We start from the raw sequence: 20,556 nt of genomic DNA, 5'->3' as shown, positions 1-20,556 counted from the left end.
CTGTTTCTTTATGGCTGTTAGCTGTTGGCCGTTGGCTGTTGGCTAGGGCTATCGGAGCAATCGGAACTATGAGAACTATCGGAGCAATCGGAACTATCTGAATGATCGGACTTCTAACCTCTAACCTCTCATCTCTAACCTCTAACCTCTAATTTCTAATTTCGTACCTTTGCGCTATAATAGAGAGAACTGTATGGATTACAATCACCACGACATAGAGCAAACGGCTCAGCGCATCTGGCATGACGCAGATATTTATCGCGTAGAGATAGACCGTGATAAGCCTTCGTACTACGTACTCGACATGTTTCCCTATCCCTCAGGGGCGGGACTACATGTGGGGCACCCGCTAGGATACATTGCCTCAGATATTTACGCTCGCTATAAGCGACTACAAGGGTACAACGTCCTGCACCCGATGGGGTACGACGCCTTCGGTCTGCCGGCCGAGCAGTACGCTATCCAGACGAATCGTCACCCGGAGGAGACGACGCGGGTCAACATAGCGCGCTATCGTGAGCAGCTAGACAACATTGGCTTTGGTTTCGACTGGAGTCGCCAGGTGGTGACCTGCGATCCGGAGTATTACAAGTGGACGCAGTGGGCATTCATACAGCTTTTCCACCATTACTACGACACCGCCACGGAGCGTGCCGAGCCTATCGACAAATTGATTCAGTATCTAGAGGTTCACGGCACGGAGGGCTGTACAGCCTACGCCAGTACGCCACTGGAGCTGACGGCTGAGGCGTGGCGAGCTGCGAGCGAGGCGCAGCAGTCAGAGTGGCTGATGCACTACCGCCTGGCCTTCCTCGGCGAGAGTGTGGTCAACTGGTGCCCTGAGCTGGGTACCGTCCTCGCCAATGATGAGGTGAGCGATGGCGTGAGCGAGCGTGGTGGCTACCCCGTGGTGCAGCGCAAGATGAAGCAGTGGAGCCTCCGCGTCTCTGCTTATGCGGAGCGTCTGCTAGCGGGTCTCGACCAGCTCGCCTGGAGCGATGCTCTCAAGGAGATGCAGCGTAACTGGATCGGTAGGTCGATCGGAGCATCGGTTACCTTCAAGGCTAGCACGGCTCATGGCGAGCTGCCTATCGAGGTCTTTACCACTCGTCCCGATACGCTCTACGGAGTGACCTTTATGGTGCTAGCTCCCGAGAGTAGTCTGGTGGCTGACCTGACTACGGAGGAGCAGCGTGACGCTGTTGAGACCTACCTAGATCGCACGAAGCGCCGCACAGAGCGTGAGCGTCAGGCGGATCACTCGGTGACGGGTGTCTTCACGGGCTCTTATGCACAGCACCCGCTGACGGAGGCGTTGATCCCGATCTGGATCAGCGACTATGTGCTGGCGGGCTATGGCACGGGCGCTATCATGGCGGTTCCAGCGCACGACTCGAGAGACTTTGCTTTCGCACGGCACTTTGACCTGCCGATACGTCAGGTTGTTTTGCCAAAGGGTGGCGAAGCGTCCGATCCCTCTACTTGGAGCGAAAGCCTCGACAGCAAAGAGGGCGAGCTGATCAATTCGCCGCTCCTCAATGGCAAGTCAGTCTCTGAGGCAATTGACTGGATGTGTCACTACCTGGACGAGCAGGGGCTCGGTCAGAAGCGGATCAACTACCGCCTGCGCGACGCTATCTTCAGCCGCCAGCGCTACTGGGGCGAGCCGATACCTATATATTATAAGGAGGGCGTGCCGCACACGCTACCGCTTGACAAGCTCCCGCTGACTCTGCCTGAGGTGGACAAATATCTCCCCACGGAGAGTGGCGAGCCTCCGCTAGGACGTGCCAAGCACTGGTGCACCGAGGAGGGCTATCCCTACGAACTCTGCACGATGCCAGGCTTTGCGGGGAGTAGCGCATACTACCTACGCTATATGGATCCGCATAATCATGATGCTTTGGTCTCCCCCGAGGCCAATAACTACTGGCGACAGGTGGATCTCTACATCGGCGGTACGGAGCATGCTACGGGGCACCTGATCTATAGTCGCTTCTGGAATAAGTTCCTCTACGACCTCGGGGTCGTGTGCGAGGATGAGCCATTCAAGCGACTGGTCAACCAAGGGATGATCCAGGGGCGCTCCAACTACGTCTACCGCATCAAGGGGACGAACCAGTTTGTCACCTACTCGCAGCGTGAGCAGTACGACGTGACGCAGATGCACGTGGACATACACTTGGTCCACAACGATGTCCTCGATCAGGAGGCATTCCGCCAGTGGCGTGACGACCTGCACGATGCGACCTTTATTACCGAGGCGGATGGTAGCTATCTCTGCGGCTATGGGGTGGAGAAGATGAGCAAGTCCATGTTTAACGTGGTCAACCCCGACGAGATCATCGAGCAGTATGGCGCTGATACGCTGAGGATGTACGAGATGTTTCTCGGTCCCCTGGAGCAGAGCAAGCCGTGGGACACGAATGGCATCGACGGCGTCTATCGCTTCCTCAAGCGTGTCTGGTCACTCTACCACAACAGTGAGGGGCAGCTCACCGTCTCGGCCGATGCTGAGGCTAGTCGTGAGCAGCTACGCACGATCCATAAGCTGATTCAGAAGATCACTCAAGACATCGAGCGTCTCTCCTTCAACACCTCCATCTCGGCCTTTATGATTGCCGTGGGCGAGCTACAGAAGGCCGAGACCACTTCGCTGGAGGTGCTTCGACCCTTGGCGGTTCTGCTTTCGCCCTTTGCGCCACATATCGCAGAGATGCTGTGGCAGGAGATGCGCTCCGCATGCAGTAGCGACACGCTCTCGGCCGAGAGCATCGTTACGGCCGCATGGCCCCAGTGTGACGAGTCGCTCATCGCTGAGGATTCGGTGCGCTATCCCGTGAGCTTCAATGGTAAGGTGCGCTTTAACCTCGAGCTCCCCGCTGGTCTCTCCAAGGAGCAGATCGAGGAGCAGGTGCTAGCGCATCCCGACGCGGTCAAGTGGATCGACGGCAAGCCACTCAAGAAGGTAATTGTCGTGCCAGGGCGCATAGTCAACATAGTATTGTAATGACAAAGTCTTCGGCCCCTGCCGTACTGGCGCTGGGCCAAGGGAAGACTATTCCATCTATCTCTAGAAAACAAATCATATAGTATGTCTCAAGCTTTAGGAGCTTCCAATAGTAATCGAGCGAAAGTGTGGTACTTCGTTCACGACTTCTTTTTTATCGTCCTAGGGGTCTGCCTCTATGTGATCGGCTGGGCGGGCTTTATCCTCTCGCAGGAGATCGCCACAGGCGGGCTCGCAGGTGTCACAACCATCATACAGATAGCTACAAGCATCCCCGCCTTTATCCCTTACAACATCATCAACGTCGGACTGCTGATCGTCTCGATCATCTTCCTGGGGTGGCGCTACTCCGTCAAGACGCTCATTGGGGTCATCCTCATGGGTATCGCTATCCCTATTGGTCAGGCTCTCTTTGGAGATCCGAATACTGAGGTGTACCACAACCTGAGTCACTGGCTTACGGACAACATCCCCAATGTGGGTCCCCTGCTACAGGGAGAGCGCTTTATGGCGGTCATCATTGGCGGTATCCTGTGCGGTAGTGGTCTCTTTTTAGTCTTTCATGTGAATGGCAGTACAGGTGGTACGGATGTCATTGTCTCTATCTTTAACAAGTACACGACGCTCTCGCTGGGGCGTGCTATGATCTTGATAGATGCGACGATCGTGACGGCCTCTTACTTTGTCAATGTCTACATCTCGGGCAAAGATCCGCAACTCGGCGCTGAGCTACTCACCTTCTCGATTGTGGAGGTGGTCTTCTGCTCGATGACGCTCGACTACTGGACCAATAGCAACAAGCACTCGACACAGCTCTTTATCTTTAGCAAGAAGTATAAGGAGATCAACGAAGCAATCACGCAGCGCCTGCACCGAGGCTGCACGCTCATCCATGCCGAAGGGGGGTACTCGCAGGAGGAGATGCGCATCCTCATGGTGGTCACTCGCAAGGCGCAGCTACAGAGCATCAATCGTATCATCAAGGAGATCGACCCCAATGCCTTCGTATCGGAGGGCACCGTGCACGGGGTCTACGGACGAGGCTTTGACAATCTGAAGTAAGGTCAAAGTCAAGGCGACATGCTCGCTACGAGTCGGCACAACAAAGCACTACTCGCTCTACTAGGCTGTTTGCTAGTAGGGGGTGTAGTGCTTTACTTATATCGTCCCGAGGGCCTGCCGATACCTCGTTGCCCCTTCCTACAGCTCACGGGGTGGCAATGCCCTGGCTGTGGCTCGCTACGAGGCATACACGCTCTGCTACATGGCGACCTAGGACGGGTGCTACAGCTCAATGTGATGCTCATCCCTGCACTGGTCTACTTCACCCTCCTCGTGATACTGGAGCTACTCCGCCCCTATCGTCCACAAGCAGAGCGCCTCTACCGAAGCTTCGCTGGGCGCACCGCCTGCTGGATCATCTTCACCATCATCGTCGTCTGGGGCATCGTACGTAATCTCCTCTGAGACAGTTTTAGCACCTTATGAGACCTCTGCTACTCCTGACGCTTTGCCTACTCCTCTCTTGTAGTGGAGCGCTCGCACAGAGCAGTTCGTCAGACACGCTCGTCCCATCGCCCGATCCGCTTGTAGCACTACTCCCAGGAGCGCTCTATGCTGCCTATCCGCTCCATCACAGCGATGAGGCTATCCGCACGACTCGGCACAACCTCCTAGGTCCTCAGTGGCGCCATCACTACGACGACCACATGCAGTTTGCCTCTTACGCACTACAGCTTGCGATGCGCTGTGGCGGTGCCACGGGACGCTCCCGCTCGTGGGGCGAGATGCTGACAGCCGATGGCATAGGCGCACTAGGGACAGCGGCGATCGTCCTTTCGGTCAAAAGAGGTGTGCAGCGCATGCGACCCGACGGATCGACACACAATAGCTTTCCCTCGGGGCATACCGCGACAGCCTTCCTCGGCGCTGAGCTCTTTAACCTAGAGTATGGAGCCGACTACCCTTTGCTGGCTCATCTGCAGTATCTCTTCGCCACCTCGGTCGCTTTCTGTCGCATGGCCAACAACCGTCACTGGTACTCCGACGTCCTGTGGGGCGGCCTCATCGGAGTGACCATGGCGCGTGTCGGGTATCTCGCCAGTGATCTCATCTTCGGTCGCTACACACCTGCGGTAAGCTCGGATAGTCCAGACCAATACTTCTACGTCTCGCTCCTTTATAGTCGTAACTTATTCGGCGGGGCTGGCTGTCTCGGCACGCAGCTCGGCTGGCAAACGCCCTCTCTCAACTATGCTGCAGAGCTCTCCCTACGACCCGACAAGGAGCATCCCACGCTCCACGGCGACCTCACCGTGGGAGCGCCACTCTACCAGTGGCGATACTTAAGCCTGCGACAGAGCTACGGCATAGGCATAGGCTATGACAAGGCGGCTAGCGAGCGTACCTATGCACATCTGCAGGCTGGTCTAGAGGCTCTTCCTAGACTGCGCTACCTAGATCGGCTCGGTCTCTTCCTCCGGCTCCACTGCGAGCCTTATCGTCAGAGCTACCTGGCGCTAGGCCTGTCGCTCCGTCATCCCTGCTGGTAAAGCTTCTACGGTCTAGCCTCTTTTTCGTACCTTTGGAGAGCATTCAGTAATCTATGGTCGCTTCGAGACGACCATTCCTTCACTCATCTCATACTATCCTATGACTAGAAGAAACTTGTTTCGTAGCCTCGTGGCTCTCATTTTCTCTACATTAGCTCTGCCTATGACTGCACAGCAAGGGACCAAGCAGATGACCCCAGAGATGCTCCTCACGATGCCTCGTGTAGGAAGCTACGCTCTAGCGCCTAATGGTAAGCAGGTGGTCTACAACGTATCCCAACCCTCTATTAAAGACAACAACAGCCGCACCTCTATCTACCTCATCAATAGCGATGGCACAGGACGTACCGAGCTGACCGCCTCCTCCGCTGGTAGCGAGTACAGCCCACGCTGGAGCCGGGACGGCAAGCAGATATACTTCATGCGTAGCACCGACCAGGGCATGCAGCTCTTCGCACGCACCCTCAGCGATGGGGCCGAGCGTCAGCTCACAGCTATCGATGGCGGTATCGTCGACTATCTCTTCTCGCCCGATGAGAAGACGCTCCTCTATGTGCAGGACATCAAGGCTCGCCCCGTCGTCACGGACGTTTATCCTGATCTAGACAAAGCTGACGCACGCATCATCGAGGATCTGATGTATAAGCATTGGGACGAATGGGTCTCGACGATGCCACACCCCTTTATTGCAAAGGTTACGGCACAGCCCATCACCAAGGGGCTGGACCTTCTCGAGGGTGAACCCTATGAGGCGCCTATGCGTCCCTTCAACGGTATCGAGGATATAGCCTTTAGCCCCGATGGCAACCTCATCGCTTACGCTTGTCGCAAGAAGACTGGACTGGAGTACAGCCTCTCGACCAATAGCGACATCTACCTATATAATGTCTCGACTGGCGAGACAACCAATGTCAGCGAGGGCATCATGGGCTACGACACGAACCCCGTCTTCAGCCCCGACGGTCGCTCGCTCATCTGGGTCGGTATGGAGCACGATGGCTACGAGTCTGACCTGCAGGTACTCTACCTCTACGACTTGGCTAAGAAGCAGTACCGTCCTCTCACGGCCGACTTTGAGTACAATATCGCCAACCCCACTTGGAGTGCCGACAGCAAGACCATCTACTTCACCACCTGTCGTGAGGCGCTGACCCACATTTACAGCTATCAGCTGGCTAATGGCAAGATCAAGCAGATCACCGACGGGCAGTACAACTACACAGGCTTTGACCTTAATGACAAAGGCATCTGCGTAGCCTCTCGCCAAGCGATGACCTACCCCACAGAGCTCTTCATGGTCAATCTGAAGAACGGCAAAGCTACTGCGCTAACTGAGGAGGACAAACCAATCATGAGCCAGCTAGGCAACCTGACTTGCGAAAAGCGCTGGATGCCTACGACCGATGGTGGTAAGATGCTCACATGGGTCCTCTACCCACCGCACTTTGACAAGAGCAAGCAGTACCCCTCTATCCTCTACTGTCAGGGTGGTCCGCAAAGCACCATTAGCCAGTTCTGGTCTTACCGCTGGAATCCACGACTTATGGCGGAGCAGGGCTACATCGTCATCCTCCCCAACCGTCACGGCGTGCCTGGCTTTGGCAAGGCGTGGAACGAGCAGATCAGTGGTGACTACAGCGGGCAAAACATCCGCGACTACCTCACCGCAGCTGACCTGATGCGTCAGGAGCCCTTCATCGATCCTCATCGTATGGGTGCTGTCGGCGCTAGCTACGGTGGCTACTCGGTCTACTACCTGGCAGGTGTACACGAGGGACGCTTCGCAGCCTTCATCGCTCACGCTGGTATCTTCAACCTCGAGGCGCAGTATCTCGAGACTGAGGAGAAGTGGTTTGCCAACTGGGATATGGGTGGTGCTCCTTGGGAAAAGGACAACGCTACGGCTCAGCGCACCTTTGCCAATTCCCCTCACAAGCTCGTTGACAAGTGGGATACGCCTATCCTGATCATTCACGGAGAGCATGACTACCGCATCCTCGCTTCGCAGGGTATGATGGCTTTTGACGCAGCCAAGATGCGTGGCATACCGACGAAGATGCTCCTCTTCCCCGAGGAGACGCACTGGGTCCTCAAGCCTCAGAATGCACTCCTATGGCAGCGCACCTTCTTTGACTGGCTCGATCGTTGGCTCAAGAAGAAGTAAGAAGCCGTGATAGATACACTCGTATTTGATTTCGGAGGCGTTTTAGTAGATCTCCAGCCGGAGGTGTCGCTAAGACGCTTTCGCGAGTTAGGTGTCCAGGACATCGACGAGATGCTCAATCCGTACCGACAGCTCGGTGTCTTCCACGACCTAGAGATGGGGCTCGTGGGGCGTGAGGAGTTTGTCACACGGCTCAATGAGCATGCGGGCACAGCCCTGACCGACGAAGAGATCAATGAGGCGATCATGCTCTTCCTCAAGGGAGTCCCTCAGTACAAGTTTGACTACCTAGAGCAGCTACGCAAGCAGTACAAGATCTATATCCTGTCAAACACCAACCCCTACATCATGGCTTATGCCCACAGTCCGCACTTCCTCCCCGCCACGGGGCGGACGCTGAGCGACTATGTGGACAAGGTCTACGCCTCCTGTGATATGCACACGATGAAGCCCGACCTAGCTATCTATGAGCAGATGATAGCGGACAGCGGGATGGTGCCTGAGCGGACGCTCTTCATCGACGACAGCACGGCCAATCTAGAGGCAGCCTCAGCGCTTGGCCTGCAGACCCTCCTAGCGGTCAATGGCATGGACTGGAGACCCGCACTAGAGGTCCGTCTGCAGTAACACTACTTATAGGATACACAATAGAGTCAGGGGACTCAGTCGCTTCGGTGATTGAGCCCCCTTGCTTTAGGCTATCCTAGCGACTCTAGAACTCATTCATAGGAGGCAGTATTGAAAAGCCTCTCCCAAACTGAGACTGTTGCATAAAGGCAGGGCTGACGCATTATAAAAATAAGTCCGTTTCAATTCCTACCTAGGAATTTCCCAAATTCCTCCGTAGATATTTTTGATTTGCTACCTAGGAAATGGTCAAATTCTTCGGACTTATGATTTGATTCTTCCGAAGTTTCATTTGATTCCTCCGAAGAATTTTTTCTTTCCTACGTAGGAATTGGGGCAATTCCTAGGTAGCTATTTGGCAAATTCCTAGGTAGGAATTCAATTTCTCGGGAAGAAGGTCTAATCAGGGAGGATCCGTAGCCACTCTGTAGAGATTCGAACCGTGTATCCCTAGCTATCGTCATGTATAGCTTCTAGACGGTTGGGTTATAATGCAACAGTCTCCGTGGCGCTTTGCGATGCAAAAAGCAGAAAGCCCAACCGCTTCTAGTCAGCGATTGAGCTTTCTCACTAAGCTTTCTAGTTGGCTAGCGCTTGCCCGAGGCGTCGATCTTGAGAAAGAGGGCGAGCATCAGCGAGAAGCCCCAGAGCGAGGAGCCACCGTAGCTAAAGAAGGGGAGTGGGATGCCGATGACGGGGACCAGTCCTAGCACCATCCCCACATTGACCATCAGGTGAAAGATCAAGACGCACGCTAGGCAGTAGCCGTAGACCCGCCCGAAGGTGGAGGGGTGCCGCTCCGCTCGCCACATGATGCGTAGGATCATAGTGAGGAAGAGGAGGAGCAGACCCACGGACCCCGCAAAACCTTGCTCCTCACCGATGGTGCAGAAGATGAAGTCGGTGTCTTGCTCGGGAACATACTTGAGCTTCGTCTGGGTGCCCTGGAGGAACCCTTTGCCTAGGAGTCCGCCTGAGCCGATAGCTATCTTCGCTTGGTCTACATTGTACCCAGCGCCTCGTGGATCCTGCTCGATGCCGAGCGACACGGCGATACGCATCTGCTGGTGCGGTGCGAGGATGTCGTTGTAGACATACTCGACGGAGAGCGAGAAGGCGAGCAGCCCTAAGCTGGCTAAGCCGACTAAGAGGTAGGAGCGGGAGTAGTGCAGCAAAGCGCGAACGAAGCAGAAGAGGATGATACAACTCATCAGTGCCAGTGCGACGTAGCTGTAGTCTATCGGCAACCAGCGCAGAGAGACATACATGCCGACGAAGTATACGACGCTGACGATCCACAAGATGCGCCGCTCACGGGGCTTCCACCGTACGATGCTGCTGAGGTAGAGGATGGTGGCGACGGAGATGATGCTACAGATGAGCAGACGGCTAGCGTCGGTAGCACCCCAGCTGACGTCGGCTAGCATGAGCGCCACAACAAAGAGCGTGACCGCTAGCGAGGCGAGCAGGAGGAAAGCACCGGAGAGTCCCTCACGATAGAGTGCTAGGAAGAAGGCGCAGAAGACGAGCGCCGACCCAGTCTCGCTTTGCAATATGATGATCGCCATCGGTAGGAGTATGATGGCAAAGACCTCTAGATAGCCTCGCATGGTGGTGAGCTTGAACTCGGGGCGGTTGAGCCAGTAGGCGAGCATGAGTGCGGTACCGAGCTTGGCAAACTCTGCGGGCTGCACTCGTATGGGACCCATGACTAGCCACGAGCGGGAGCCTTTGATATCAGGCGCTACGACGGCTGTCACGATAAGTAGCAGGACGAAGCCTATATAGAGGTAGGGCGCTCCCGACTCAAAGAGGTCTTCGTCGATGAGGAGCACTACCCCGCCTAGTACGAGCGCTAGGGAGATCCATATGAGCTGCTGCATTGGTCGGCCTCCCATCTCAAGGAGATGACCTGGTGTGAAGTCGTACGTAGCTCCGCATATGGCGAGCCATCCACCCGCTACCATCAGGAGGTAGAGGATGATAAGCGGCCAGTCGAGGCGCATCAGGAGGTTGCTACGTCGTTGCTTGCTAAGGTATGGCATGCTGCTCGTTGGGTCTTATAGGTCGTGTGAGTAGAATATCTTCTGTCGGCTGATCTGCTCGACAATGGCTTGGGAAGCTCCCGATAGCTGGCCATCACGCAGGTAATACTCCATCATGACGCGCCCGATGGGTACACCGTAGACAGCTCCGAAGCCTCCGTTCTCAACGTAAACGCTGATGGCCACTTTGGGGTCTTCGAGGGGCGCAAAACCGATGAAGGCGGAGTGGTCTTTGCCAAAGCGGTTTTCGGCTGTACCGGTCTTACCGCATACGTTGATTTCGCCTGGGGCAAAGTTTGCCCGACGGCAAGTGCCTGCCAGGACAGCGCCATGCATCCCCTGAGCTATCTCCTCCCAGTAGTTTGGCGACACGACCGTATGGTGTGGCGTGGTGAAGAGGGTGTCTAGCGGGTTGTGCTCGATCTTGTGGATGACGTGGGGTGTGTAGTAGTAGCCTCTATTGGCGATGATGGATGCGAGGTTTGCCATCTGTAGCGGAGTGAGTAGCACCTCGCCCTGACCGATGGAGAGAGAGATGATGGTGGAGGAGGTCCAGCGACTGTATACGCGGTCGTAGACGGAGCTATTGGGTATGAAGCCACGGTTCTCGCCTGCTAGATCGATGCCGAGCTTGTATCCAAAACCAAAGTCTACCATATAGTCGCGCCACTTATTGAGCGCGTCTTGTACGGTCGGGTAGCGAGAGCGGTCGTCGAGGAGAAAGTGCAAACCCCAGCAGAAGTAAGCGTTGCAGGAGGTGGTCAAGGCGCTACGTAGGTTGAGCGGAGAGGCGTGACCGTGGCAGGCGGGTCGTCCACGCATACGAGGATAGCCATGAGCGCAGGAGAGGAGTGTGGAGGTGGTGACGAGATGCTCCTGAAGCATCACGGCTCCCATGGCGGGCTTGAAGGTCGAGCCTGGGGGATAGGTACCCATGATGGCACGGTTGAAGAGCGGCTTGCCCTCCTGTAGGACGAGTTGCTGATGCGCCTTGCCCAAGCTTTTGCCCTGTAGCATGCGCACGTCGTAAGTGGGTGAGGAGACGAGGCAGAGTACTTCGCCACTCTTGGGCTCGATCATGACGATGGCACCACGCTTGCCCTGCATGAGCTTTTCGCCTAGGCTTTGCAGTCCTATATCGATGCTGAGGGTTAGATCTTCGCCTGGGATCGCCTCGATGTCGTCTGCGCCTTCGTTGTAGCTGCCCTGTATCCTACCACGGGCGTCACGGAGCAAGAGATTGACTCCGTTGCGCCCTCGCAAGATGCGGTCGTAGGTGCGCTCCACGCCACTCTTGCCGACATACTGTCCGAGAGCGAGGGTGCTGTCGGCTTTGAGTTCCTCAGGACTGGACTCGCCTAGGTAGCCGAGTAGCAGAGCGGCATTGGGCTGGTCGGAGCGACGCACGGCGCGTGGTCGGAGCGTGAAGCCAGGTAGCCGGAAGAGTTGCTCCTGTATGAATCCCGCCTCCTCGCTGGTGAGCTGTGACCAGAAGAGTTGTGGCGTAAAGGGCGAGTAGCCAGGATTGATGGAGCGGTCTCTTAGCGCTGTCATGCGCTTGTCGAGCTCCTGCTCGGAGGTGTGGAGGAGGCTTGCCAGTAGGGGTGTGTCGAGGGTGTCGGCTAGCTCTTTTGTAGTGACGAGGAGGTCGTAGGCTGGCTCGTTGTAGACGAGGAGGGTCCCTTTGCGATCATAGATGACGCCACGGTCGGGGAAGATAACCTCCTCGTAAAGAGCATTGCGCATGGCGCGCTCCTTGTACTCTGAGCTGACGAGCTGCAGATAGCCGAGCCGTATGATGTATAGTGCGACGATGCCTATAGCAATCAACGGGAGGACGGCGATGCGTAGTCGATGGCGTGGACGCTCCATAAGCTGATCCGCTAGCTCTGATGCCGTGGTAGGTGCTCTAGGAAGAGCATCTGCAGGATCATCACGATGAGATAGGTCAGGAGCATACTGCTACCCAGCCGCAGGGCGTAGTACTCCCAGTCGAAGCCACCTAGCGAGTCGAGTGTGAAGAGGACAAACTGGTGGATCGCCACCATCTCTAGGATGACTAGCCAGATGCCCCAGCCATGTATGCGCATGGAGGGCGCGCGTCGTAGGTTGCTCTCGATATCGACAACGGGAGCTAGAAGATAGTTGCGCAGGAAGCCGACGAGTGTCAAGGCGGCCATGTGTAGTCCAGGTGTGCCGCTGAGCAGGTCGACGGAGAGTCCGACGAGCGCTCCGACGAGCGTGAGCCACTCTTTCGGAGTGTCTACGCTAAAGAGTAACAGCGCAAAGAGATAGACCGAAGGAGTCGCATAGCGAAAGAGCTGTATGTAGTTAAAGACCTCTACCTGTAGCAGTACCAGCAGTACGATGCCTAGGATCGTCCATATCATCTGTAGTCTCATAGCTCCTCTCTGCTCGCTTGCTCTTCTAGATTGATCGTATTACCCCCCGTTATCACATAGACGTTGTGTAGCTGTCCGAAGTCTGTCGCTAGGAGCACTGGGAGCTCCTTACGATAGGTGAGGCGGGAGCCTTGAGGGCCTTCGCCCTCTAGCCTGCCGATCATCATGCCTGGGGGGAAGATGGCGGAGTAGCCGCTCGTCACGAGCGTATCTCCGACAGCTAGGTGCGCATGCTTCGGCAAGCCCCGCACGATGCTCTCTGCGGGTGAGAGCTTTTGTCGCCAAGAGAGATCCCCCACATGCCCCTCGCGGAGGGTCATACAGCTGAGGGTTAGGCTTTCATTGATGAGCGGTACGACCGTTGCGTAGCGAGGCCCCACCTGAGCTACGATGCCTACGACACCACGCTGGGAGACCACCCCCATATTGGGTTTGATGCCGTCACGTGCGCCACGGTCTATGGTCATCATATTGTTTGCCTTGAGATAGGTCAAGCTGACTACCCGAGCTGTCACAAAGGTAAAGCTGGGCTCCTCCCGCACAATGGTGTCTAAGGAGTCTAAAGGCGCCATCACCTGCGGTACTACGGTGTCCGCTAGGAGGTACTCGAACTGCCTCTGCAGAGCTAGGTAGCGCCCCTCGAGTGACGCTAGCTGAGCCGTGAGCTGCTGGTTCTCCTGCTGTAGCGAGAGGTAGGAGCGCCAGCGTGCCCCCTCGGTGTGAATCCTCCCCACGACAGACGAACTGGCAGCCGCTCCCACGAATGAGTGGTAGAGACTGCCATGAAAGAGTAGGAGCAAGGCGATCGCCTCACACACCACTAGGAGCACCCAGTGCAGGTTCGCACGAAGGAGTTCGAGGAGACGACGCATTGCTATCTTTTGTTGCTACTATAGCGCCACGTGACGACCCTTCTAGTGAATGAGAAAGTTGTAACTATCTACATTCTTGAGCGCCTTGTCGGTGCCCATAGCCACAGCGCGTAGTGGATCCTCGGGGACGTTGAACTGTATGGCGAAGCGACGTGTCAGTCTCTCGGCTAGACCGCGCAGGAGTGCGCCACCGCCTGTCAGGGAGATACCGTTTTGCGTCACATCGGAGTAGAGCTCGGGAGGTGTGCTCTCGAGCGTCTTGAGGATAGCGCTCTCGATCTTGACAATAGACTTGTCGAGACACTGAGCTATCTCTTGATAGGAGACGCTGATCTGGCGTGGCAGGGAGTCCATCAGGTCGGCACTGGTGACGATGAAGTCCTCCGGAGCGTTGTCTAGCTCAGCTAGAGCGCTACCCACCTCGATCTTGATCTGCTCTGCGGTGCGCTCACCGACACGTACATTGTGCTTCTGGCGCATGTACTCCATGATGTCGTGGGTAAACTCATCACCAGCCACACGTATTGACTGCTTTGAGGAGATACCTCCGAGCGAGATGACAGCTATCTCAGTCGTACCACCGCCTATGTCCACAACCATGTTGCCCTCAGGAGCGAGGACATCGATGCCGATACCGATCGCAGCGGCCATCGACTCGTAGAGCATGTAGACGTCACGACCGCCAGCGTGCTCGCTTGAGTCCTTGACGGCGCGTATCTCTACCTCCGTACTGCCCGAAGGCACGCTTACTACCATACGTAGCGAGGGAGAGAAGAGCGAGTGCGACTTCTTGTTGATCTGCTTGACCATACCTCGGATCATCTTCTCAGCTGCGTCAAAGTCCGCTATGACGCCATCCCTGAGGGGACGCACCGAGCGAATGTACTCGTGCCCCTTCTCATAGATCTCCCGAGCCTTCGTGCCCACGGCGATCACCTCGTCATTGCGACGGTCGAAGGCGATGACACTAGGCTCGTCAAAGACGATCTTGCCATCCTTCATTATGATTGTATTAGCTGTACCGAGGTCTATAGCTAGTTCTTGTCTTAGTTTGAATAGTCCCATATATCGTTTGGTTGTGACTAATGATTAATGTCTAAAGTGGCGTACCCCTGTCGTCACCATGGCGACGCCCTGCTCGTTGCACGCGTCGATGCTCTCCTGGTCGCGTATCGACCCGCCAGGCTGTACGATAGCTGTGATGCCCGCTGCAGCAGCTAGGTCTACACAGTCACGGAAGGGGAAGAAAGCGTCGCTCGCTAGGACAGCCCCCTTGAGGTCAAAGCCAAAGTTGTGCGCCTTCTGGATCGCTTGTCTGAGCGCTGAGACACGAGAGGTCTGACCGATACCAGTCGCTAGGAGCTGGCTATCCCGGACGATAGCCAGTGCATTGCTCTTGCAGTACTTGACGATGCTCTCGGCCATGCGTATGTCGGCCATCTCATCTTCTGTGGGCGTAGCCTCTGTGACAGAGGTGTAGACGACAGGCTCGGAGAGGATGTCAGGGGTCTGTACTAGGTAGCCTCCCACCGCTGAGCGGACGCTGTCTTGGTCGGGCAGCGGTGCTTTCTGCAGGAGGAGGATACGCTTCGACTTTTGACCTAATATCTGCAAAGCTTCGGTGTCAAAGTCGGGTGCGATGAGCACCTCAAAGAAGATGTGCGAGATCTGCTCCGCCGTCTCCTTGTCTATCGTCCTATTTGCCACAAGGATACCGCCAAAGGGCGACTCCGTGTCAGCTTCATAAGCAGCCTGCCAAGCCTCCGAGATGGTCTCACGAGACGCTATACCGCACGGGTTGGTGTGCTTGAGGATCGCAAAGGTGGGAGCCTCAAACTCCTGAATGAGATGCACGGCGGCGTCTAGATCCTGCAGGTTGTTGTAGGAGAGCTCTTTGCCCTGTAGCTTGTCAAAGTAGCGATCCAGGTCACCAAAGTAGAAGCCCATCTGGTGGGGGTTCTCGCCATAGCGTAGGACGCGCGGGTTGCGCCCTGAGAGATGTAGTGCGGTATGAGCGCCAGCGTCGAAGTAGTTGAAGATATCACTGTCGTAGGTCGCTGTCACCTCAAAGGCCCGCAGTGCATAGCTCCTTCGCTCGGGGAGGGTCGTGGTACATCCGTCCCGCTCCAGCAGATCGATCAGCCCGTCGTACTGATCGCGGTGCGAGCAGATGAGCACGTCATGGTAGTTCTTGGCGGCAGCACGTATGAGGGAGATACCGCCTATGTCTATCTTCTCAATGATCTCCTCCTCGCTGGCACCACTAGCGACCGTCTCAGCAAAGGGGTATAGATCCACGATCACAAGGTCTATCAGGGGAAGTGCGTACTGCGCTACCTGCTCCTCGTCATGCGCATTGTCTCGCCGTGCGAGGATACCGCCGAAGATCATCGGGTGGAGCGTCTTGACACGTCCTCCTAGGATAGAGGGCAGAGAGGTTAGCGCCTCAACGGGTGTGCAGGGTATACCGAGCGACTCGATATACTCTTGAGTACCTCCAGTGGAGACGATCTCTACATCGGCAGCATGTAGTATCTGAGCGATACGGTCGATGCCCTCCTTGTGGTAGACTGATATGAGGGCTCGTCGGATAGATCTTGTGGTCATAAGCCTTGTGGCGTGTGGGATAGGGTGAATAGTAGCTCTCCTAGGCAACCCCTAAGCAGAGCAATATGTGGGTCATAGCTACAGTAGCTACAAAGGTAGTAAAAAGAGCCGATACACGAGACTTTTCTAGAACGCATATTCCGACAAAATCGTCACGCGTCCCATCGGGCACCTGATGTACGGAATCTAGGAAAAAGGCGCTTTTATGACTTCGAGAGTGCTGTTTTTGCCCGAAAATAGAGCTCAGAGCGAGATTGTTTGGCGATTTTCATCCAAAATAGTTGCAGGTAATGAAAAAAACACTATCTTTGGAGCGTGAATAGGACTAAACGACTCTAGAGCACTACGCTACAAGCCGTCAAGACCATTCGCAAGGAACCTCAAGCAAGAGAATCTTATTACTAATCATAAACAAGTATACCTATGAACAAAACAGATTTCATCAAGACTGTAGCTGATAAGGCTCAGCTAACTCAGAAGGACACAAAGGCTGTCTATGAGGCTATCGTAGAGACAATCCACGAGGAGATGAAGAAGGGTGAGCGCCTCACTCTCGTAGGCTTTGGCTCATTCTACGTCTCTGAGCGTGCTGCTCGTAAGGGCATCAACCCACGCACGGGCAAGACTATCCAGATCAAGGCTAGCAAGTCTATCAAGTTTAAGCCAAGCACGGCTCTAGATATCAACAAGAACAAGCGCTAGTTACTCGCATAGGTGCCTTCGGGAGAACTATCGCCTCCCGAGAGGCCTTGACAAAAAGAGAGGAGCAGACCCCGATGGAGTCTACTCCTCTCTTTGCAATAATACTTTTGGAGACTGTTGACTTTCGCAACAGTCTCTTTTGGAGGTAGTTATTTGGTTGCCCGGCGGAAGGAGTACCTCAGGATGAGTCCCAAGAGTGTCAGGCTAACGGGGAAGGCAAACCAGATACCCATCAGCTGTGGCCCATTGCCCTCCAGTCCGATGCCAAAGCCGAAGAGCCACGCCATCGTTGGCGCTACAATCAGGTGACACAGCGCAGCCGCTGGCGCTAGGATCGCCACACGGCTGATACCCCTCAGCGCATTGGCATAGACGATCTGCAGCGCATCGCCTATCTGGTAGATACAGAGCGGTATGAGCGCTAGATAAGTAGCCTCAGCGACCGAAAGATCTGCATTGAAGAGACGTACCAATGGTTCACGGCACAGGACCAAGAGTGGCATCATCACCGCTGCCACAAAGAGACAGAGGTAGACACCCGCACTGGCTACGTATCGGGTCTCTCGTCGCTCACCCTGTGCTAGGAGCGTGCTACTACGGATTGCGGTGGCCGCGCCGATGCCGTAGTAAACCATGAAGCCTAGTGTGCTAATCGTCGCAATGATCTGGTGCGCTGCCAAGGCTGACGTGCTGATGCGAGCGACCAAGATGACTGCCACGGAGAAGGAGGCTGCCTCCATACCCATCTGCAGAGCCACCGGCGTGCCGAGGCGTAGCAGTGGAACCAACCCCTCACGCCACGACCAGTGCAGACCTTTTATCCGCTCTAGGATCTCACGGTAGCGTGGCAACAGAGCGGTTACAGCTACGATCGCTATGAGCATCACCACACGACTTATCAGCGTTGCAATGCCTGCACCGTACAAGCCCCACTCGGGGAAGCCCCCTTTGCCATAGATGAGAAGGTAGTTGAACCCGATGTTGAGTACATTGCCAGTCAGCGTTATATACATGGGGATCTGCGTGTCGCCCATCCCCTCGGTGTACTGCTTGAACGTGTTGAAGAGCATCACCACCATAAAGCCCAAGATCTGAATACGGTAGTAGGGCAGGGCGATGGGGCGCAGCTCCTCCGATAGGTTAAAGGCGCCGAGGCTTCCCTCGAGGAGAAAAAGCCCTCCGCCGATCAGCAGGGCGATCAGCAGGTTGAGCAGGAAGCTATGCCCTAAGTAGTGAGCCACTTGATCCGAGCGTCCCCACTCCTTATTGGTCGCCACCAGCGGGGTCAGTCCGTAGGAAAAGCCCATGCCGAAGATGATGACCAGGTTGAGAAAGTTATTGACAAAAGAAGCCGCCGCCAGCTCTGATAGACTATGATGGCTCACCATCACATTGTCGGCAAAGCCCACGAGGATCAGCCCCACCTGCCCGATGATCACAGGCAGACCCAGACGCAACAGCGGGCGAAAGTGCTCCTGACAGCTCCGATAGTACGCGCTCCAGCTCATATCACACGAACCGCACCGGACGACTAAGAGTTGAGACGTGCGAGAAACTCCTCCTCCGTGACGAGCGGGATGCCGAGCTGCTCCGCTTTAGCACGCTTAGAGGGGCCCATGTCGCTACCCATCAGGACGAAGGTCGTACGACTCGAGATGCTCCCCACGTTGACGCCGCCGTGCTGCTCGATGAGCTGCTTGTATTCGTCACGGCTGTGCTGGGTGAAACTGCCTGAGATAACGATCCGCTCGCCCTCAAGGCGGTTGGACTGAGGCGTGTCGGTCGCCTCCTCGGCACGCTCCTCCAGGACTACGCCGCAACGCTGTAGCTCTGCGATCAACTGCTGGTTGCGCTCCAGCGAGAAGAAGTAAACGACCTGCTCGGCTATCTTCGGGCCCACGTCGGGGAGCGCCTGTAGCTCGTAGGTGGTCGCCTGGGCTAGTCGGTCGATGCTCTGGAAGTGTCGTGCCAGCGTCTTCGCCGTGCCTTCGCCGACGAAGCGGATGCCGATGCCGTAGAGTAGGCGAGCGAAGGGACGACCCTTCGACTGCTCGATGCTGGCGAGGAGGTTATTGATCGACTTATCCTTAAAGTTTGGCAGTTGCGCCAGATCGCTAGCGGTGAGTTTGTAGAGGTCGTCGATGTTTTCGATAAGATGTCTGTCAAAGAGTGCGTCGATCGTCTCAGGTCCCACGTTGATATCGGCAGCTCTACGTGTGCAGTAGTGCTCTATCCGTCCCATGATCTGTGGCGGGCAGGCGTAGCTATTGACGCAGTAGTAGCCCACCGAGCCGTCGATCTGCTGGAGTGGCGCACCACAAGCGGGGCAGTGCTCAGGCAGTCGTACAGGCTCCGCATCGGGTCGTCTGAGACTTGGCTCCACAGCGGTGATCTTGGGGATGATCTCCCCGCCCTTCTCGATATATACGTAGTCATGGTAGTGCAGGTCGAGGCTCTTGATGAACTCCTCGTTGTGTAGCGTGGCGCGACGCACCACCGTCCCCGAGATGAGGACTGGCTCCACATTGGCCACTGGCGTGACGATGCCCGAGCGACCCACCTGATAGTCCACCGAGAGAAGCTCTGCGCGCGCATTCTCTGGCTGATACTTGTAGGCAAAAGCCCAGCGTGGCGACTTCGCCGTATTGCCGAGCGTGCGTTGCTGCGTGAGACTGTCCACCTTGAGGACGATACCGTCCGTGGCGTAGGGCAGGTCGCCCCGCTGCACGTCCCACTCATCTATATAATGGTATAGCGCCGACAGGTCGCTACTCTTAAATGGCGCAACGCCCGTGTCAAAGCCCATCTCCTCGAGCAGCTTCATCCGCTCATAGTAACTGTCTGGCAGACGTGTCTCATCATCTAGCGCATAGAGGTAGTAGCAGATGCAGAGCAGACGGCGCTGCGCCACGATGCGACTATTCAGCGTCTTGAGCGTACCAGCCGCCGCATTGCGAGGATTGGCAAAAGGCGCTTCGCCCTCAGCCTCACGCTCCCCATTGAGTCTTTCGAACTCTTTGAAGGGAAGTAGCACTTCGCCCCGCACCTCAATGCGCCCCTTCGTATAGTCGGGATGCCCCGCAATAGAGCGCAGACGGAGTGGCACCGACTGGATCGTCCGTACATTGACCGTCACATCATCGCCGAGCGTCCCGTCACCTCGCGTCACGGCACGCACCAGCACGCCCTCCTCGTAGATGAGCGATATGGAGGAGCCGTCGTACTTCATCTCTGCCACCCACGGCACATCGTCCGTAGCTAGGAGCGTGTCGGTACGCTGGCAGATCTCAGCGATCTCGTCGTAGTTGTACGTATTTGAGAGCGAAAGCATCGGCTGCTCGTGCGCCACCTGGACGAAAGCATCGTTTCGATCCCGCCCCACACGGAGCGATGGCGAAGTGGGGTCTGCAAACTCAGGGTGCTCCGCCTCCAACGTGAGGAGTCGCTGCATCAGGGCGTCGTAGTCCGCATCGCTAATGGTTGGGGCATTGTCTAGGTAGTAAGCGCGGTTGTGCTGCTCGATGGTTTTGCGCAGCTGCTCTATCTCCAGCTCTGTATTATTGGATGTCATAGGG

General features: G+C 56.0%; 15 protein-coding genes. 7 read left to right on the top strand and 8 right to left on the bottom strand.

Annotated elements, in window-relative coordinates; genetic code table 11:
- Window positions 1-193: 193 nt before the first annotated feature.
- The 6 genes from leuS to L215_RS0106480 all read left to right on the top strand — a co-directional run bounded on the left by leuS (window position 194) and on the right by L215_RS0106480 (window position 8,353).
- Complete coding sequence (gene leuS / locus L215_RS0106505; RefSeq protein WP_025882926.1) at window positions 194-3,010, top strand: leucine--tRNA ligase; 2,817 nt, start codon at window positions 194-196, stop codon at window positions 3,008-3,010.
- Window positions 3,011-3,094: 84 nt separating this feature from the next.
- The gene (locus tag L215_RS0106500; RefSeq protein WP_025882924.1) at window positions 3,095-4,072 is read left to right on the top strand and encodes a YitT family protein; all 978 of its coding nucleotides are present in this window, start codon (window positions 3,095-3,097) and stop codon (window positions 4,070-4,072) included.
- A gap of 87 nt (window positions 4,073-4,159) precedes the next feature.
- Complete coding sequence (locus L215_RS0106495; RefSeq protein WP_238296259.1) at window positions 4,160-4,477, top strand: DUF2752 domain-containing protein; 318 nt, start codon at window positions 4,160-4,162, stop codon at window positions 4,475-4,477.
- A gap of 17 nt (window positions 4,478-4,494) precedes the next feature.
- The gene (locus L215_RS0106490; protein WP_027451523.1) at window positions 4,495-5,562 is read left to right on the top strand and encodes a phosphatase PAP2 family protein; all 1,068 of its coding nucleotides are present in this window, start codon (window positions 4,495-4,497) and stop codon (window positions 5,560-5,562) included.
- 163 nt (window positions 5,563-5,725) lie between these two features.
- On the top strand, window positions 5,726-7,726 hold the full coding sequence (locus L215_RS0106485) for a dipeptidyl-peptidase Dpp5 (protein ID WP_036871727.1): 2,001 nt from the start codon (window positions 5,726-5,728) through the stop codon (window positions 7,724-7,726).
- Window positions 7,727-7,732: 6 nt separating this feature from the next.
- Entirely contained in the window at window positions 7,733-8,353 is a 621-nt protein-coding gene (locus L215_RS0106480; protein ID WP_025882920.1) for an HAD family hydrolase, read from the top strand.
- A 587-nt stretch (window positions 8,354-8,940) separates the two neighbouring features.
- Here L215_RS0106480 and rodA read toward each other — a convergent pair.
- From rodA to purH, 6 genes are read right to left on the bottom strand one after another with little or no spacing between them, the layout of a single operon-like run.
- Complete coding sequence (gene rodA, locus L215_RS0106475) at window positions 8,941-10,398, bottom strand: rod shape-determining protein RodA (RefSeq protein WP_025882919.1); 1,458 nt, start codon at window positions 10,396-10,398, stop codon at window positions 8,941-8,943.
- A 15-nt stretch (window positions 10,399-10,413) separates the two neighbouring features.
- Entirely contained in the window at window positions 10,414-12,270 is a 1,857-nt protein-coding gene (locus L215_RS0106470; protein ID WP_025882918.1) for a peptidoglycan D,D-transpeptidase FtsI family protein, read from the bottom strand.
- Window positions 12,271-12,281: 11 nt separating this feature from the next.
- Window positions 12,282-12,800 (bottom strand): rod shape-determining protein MreD, encoded by a 519-nt coding sequence (mreD, locus tag L215_RS0106465; RefSeq protein ID WP_025882917.1) that lies wholly within the window; start codon window positions 12,798-12,800, stop codon window positions 12,282-12,284.
- Window positions 12,797-13,672 carry a rod shape-determining protein MreC gene (mreC, locus tag L215_RS0106460; RefSeq protein WP_025882916.1) on the bottom strand — a complete coding sequence of 292 codons (876 nt, stop codon included), beginning with the start codon at window positions 13,670-13,672 and terminating at the stop codon, window positions 12,797-12,799. The genes mreD and mreC overlap by 4 nt, the downstream gene beginning before the upstream one ends.
- A gap of 42 nt (window positions 13,673-13,714) precedes the next feature.
- Window positions 13,715-14,737, bottom strand: coding sequence for a rod shape-determining protein (mreB, locus tag L215_RS0106455; RefSeq protein WP_025882914.1), 1,023 nt, complete (start codon window positions 14,735-14,737; stop codon window positions 13,715-13,717).
- 24 nt (window positions 14,738-14,761) lie between these two features.
- The gene (gene purH, locus L215_RS0106450) at window positions 14,762-16,279 is read right to left on the bottom strand and encodes a bifunctional phosphoribosylaminoimidazolecarboxamide formyltransferase/IMP cyclohydrolase (RefSeq protein ID WP_027451520.1); all 1,518 of its coding nucleotides are present in this window, start codon (window positions 16,277-16,279) and stop codon (window positions 14,762-14,764) included.
- A gap of 423 nt (window positions 16,280-16,702) precedes the next feature.
- Here purH and L215_RS0106445 point away from each other — a divergent pair, with 423 nt between their 5' ends.
- The gene (locus L215_RS0106445) at window positions 16,703-16,981 is read left to right on the top strand and encodes an HU family DNA-binding protein (RefSeq protein WP_025882912.1); all 279 of its coding nucleotides are present in this window, start codon (window positions 16,703-16,705) and stop codon (window positions 16,979-16,981) included.
- 149 nt (window positions 16,982-17,130) lie between these two features.
- Here L215_RS0106445 and L215_RS0106440 read toward each other — a convergent pair whose 3' ends face one another.
- Together L215_RS0106440 and ligA are read right to left on the bottom strand one after the other, a co-directional pair.
- The gene (locus tag L215_RS0106440) at window positions 17,131-18,489 is read right to left on the bottom strand and encodes an MATE family efflux transporter (RefSeq protein WP_025882911.1); all 1,359 of its coding nucleotides are present in this window, start codon (window positions 18,487-18,489) and stop codon (window positions 17,131-17,133) included.
- 23 nt (window positions 18,490-18,512) lie between these two features.
- Entirely contained in the window at window positions 18,513-20,552 is a 2,040-nt protein-coding gene (gene ligA, locus L215_RS0106435) for an NAD-dependent DNA ligase LigA (RefSeq protein ID WP_025882910.1), read from the bottom strand.
- Window positions 20,553-20,556: the final 4 nt, after the last annotated feature.

Source organism: Porphyromonas uenonis DSM 23387 = JCM 13868, assembly GCF_000482365.1.
Classification (GTDB): domain Bacteria; phylum Bacteroidota; class Bacteroidia; order Bacteroidales; family Porphyromonadaceae; genus Porphyromonas; species Porphyromonas uenonis.
This window is presented reverse-complemented; position numbering and strand designations above follow the sequence as displayed.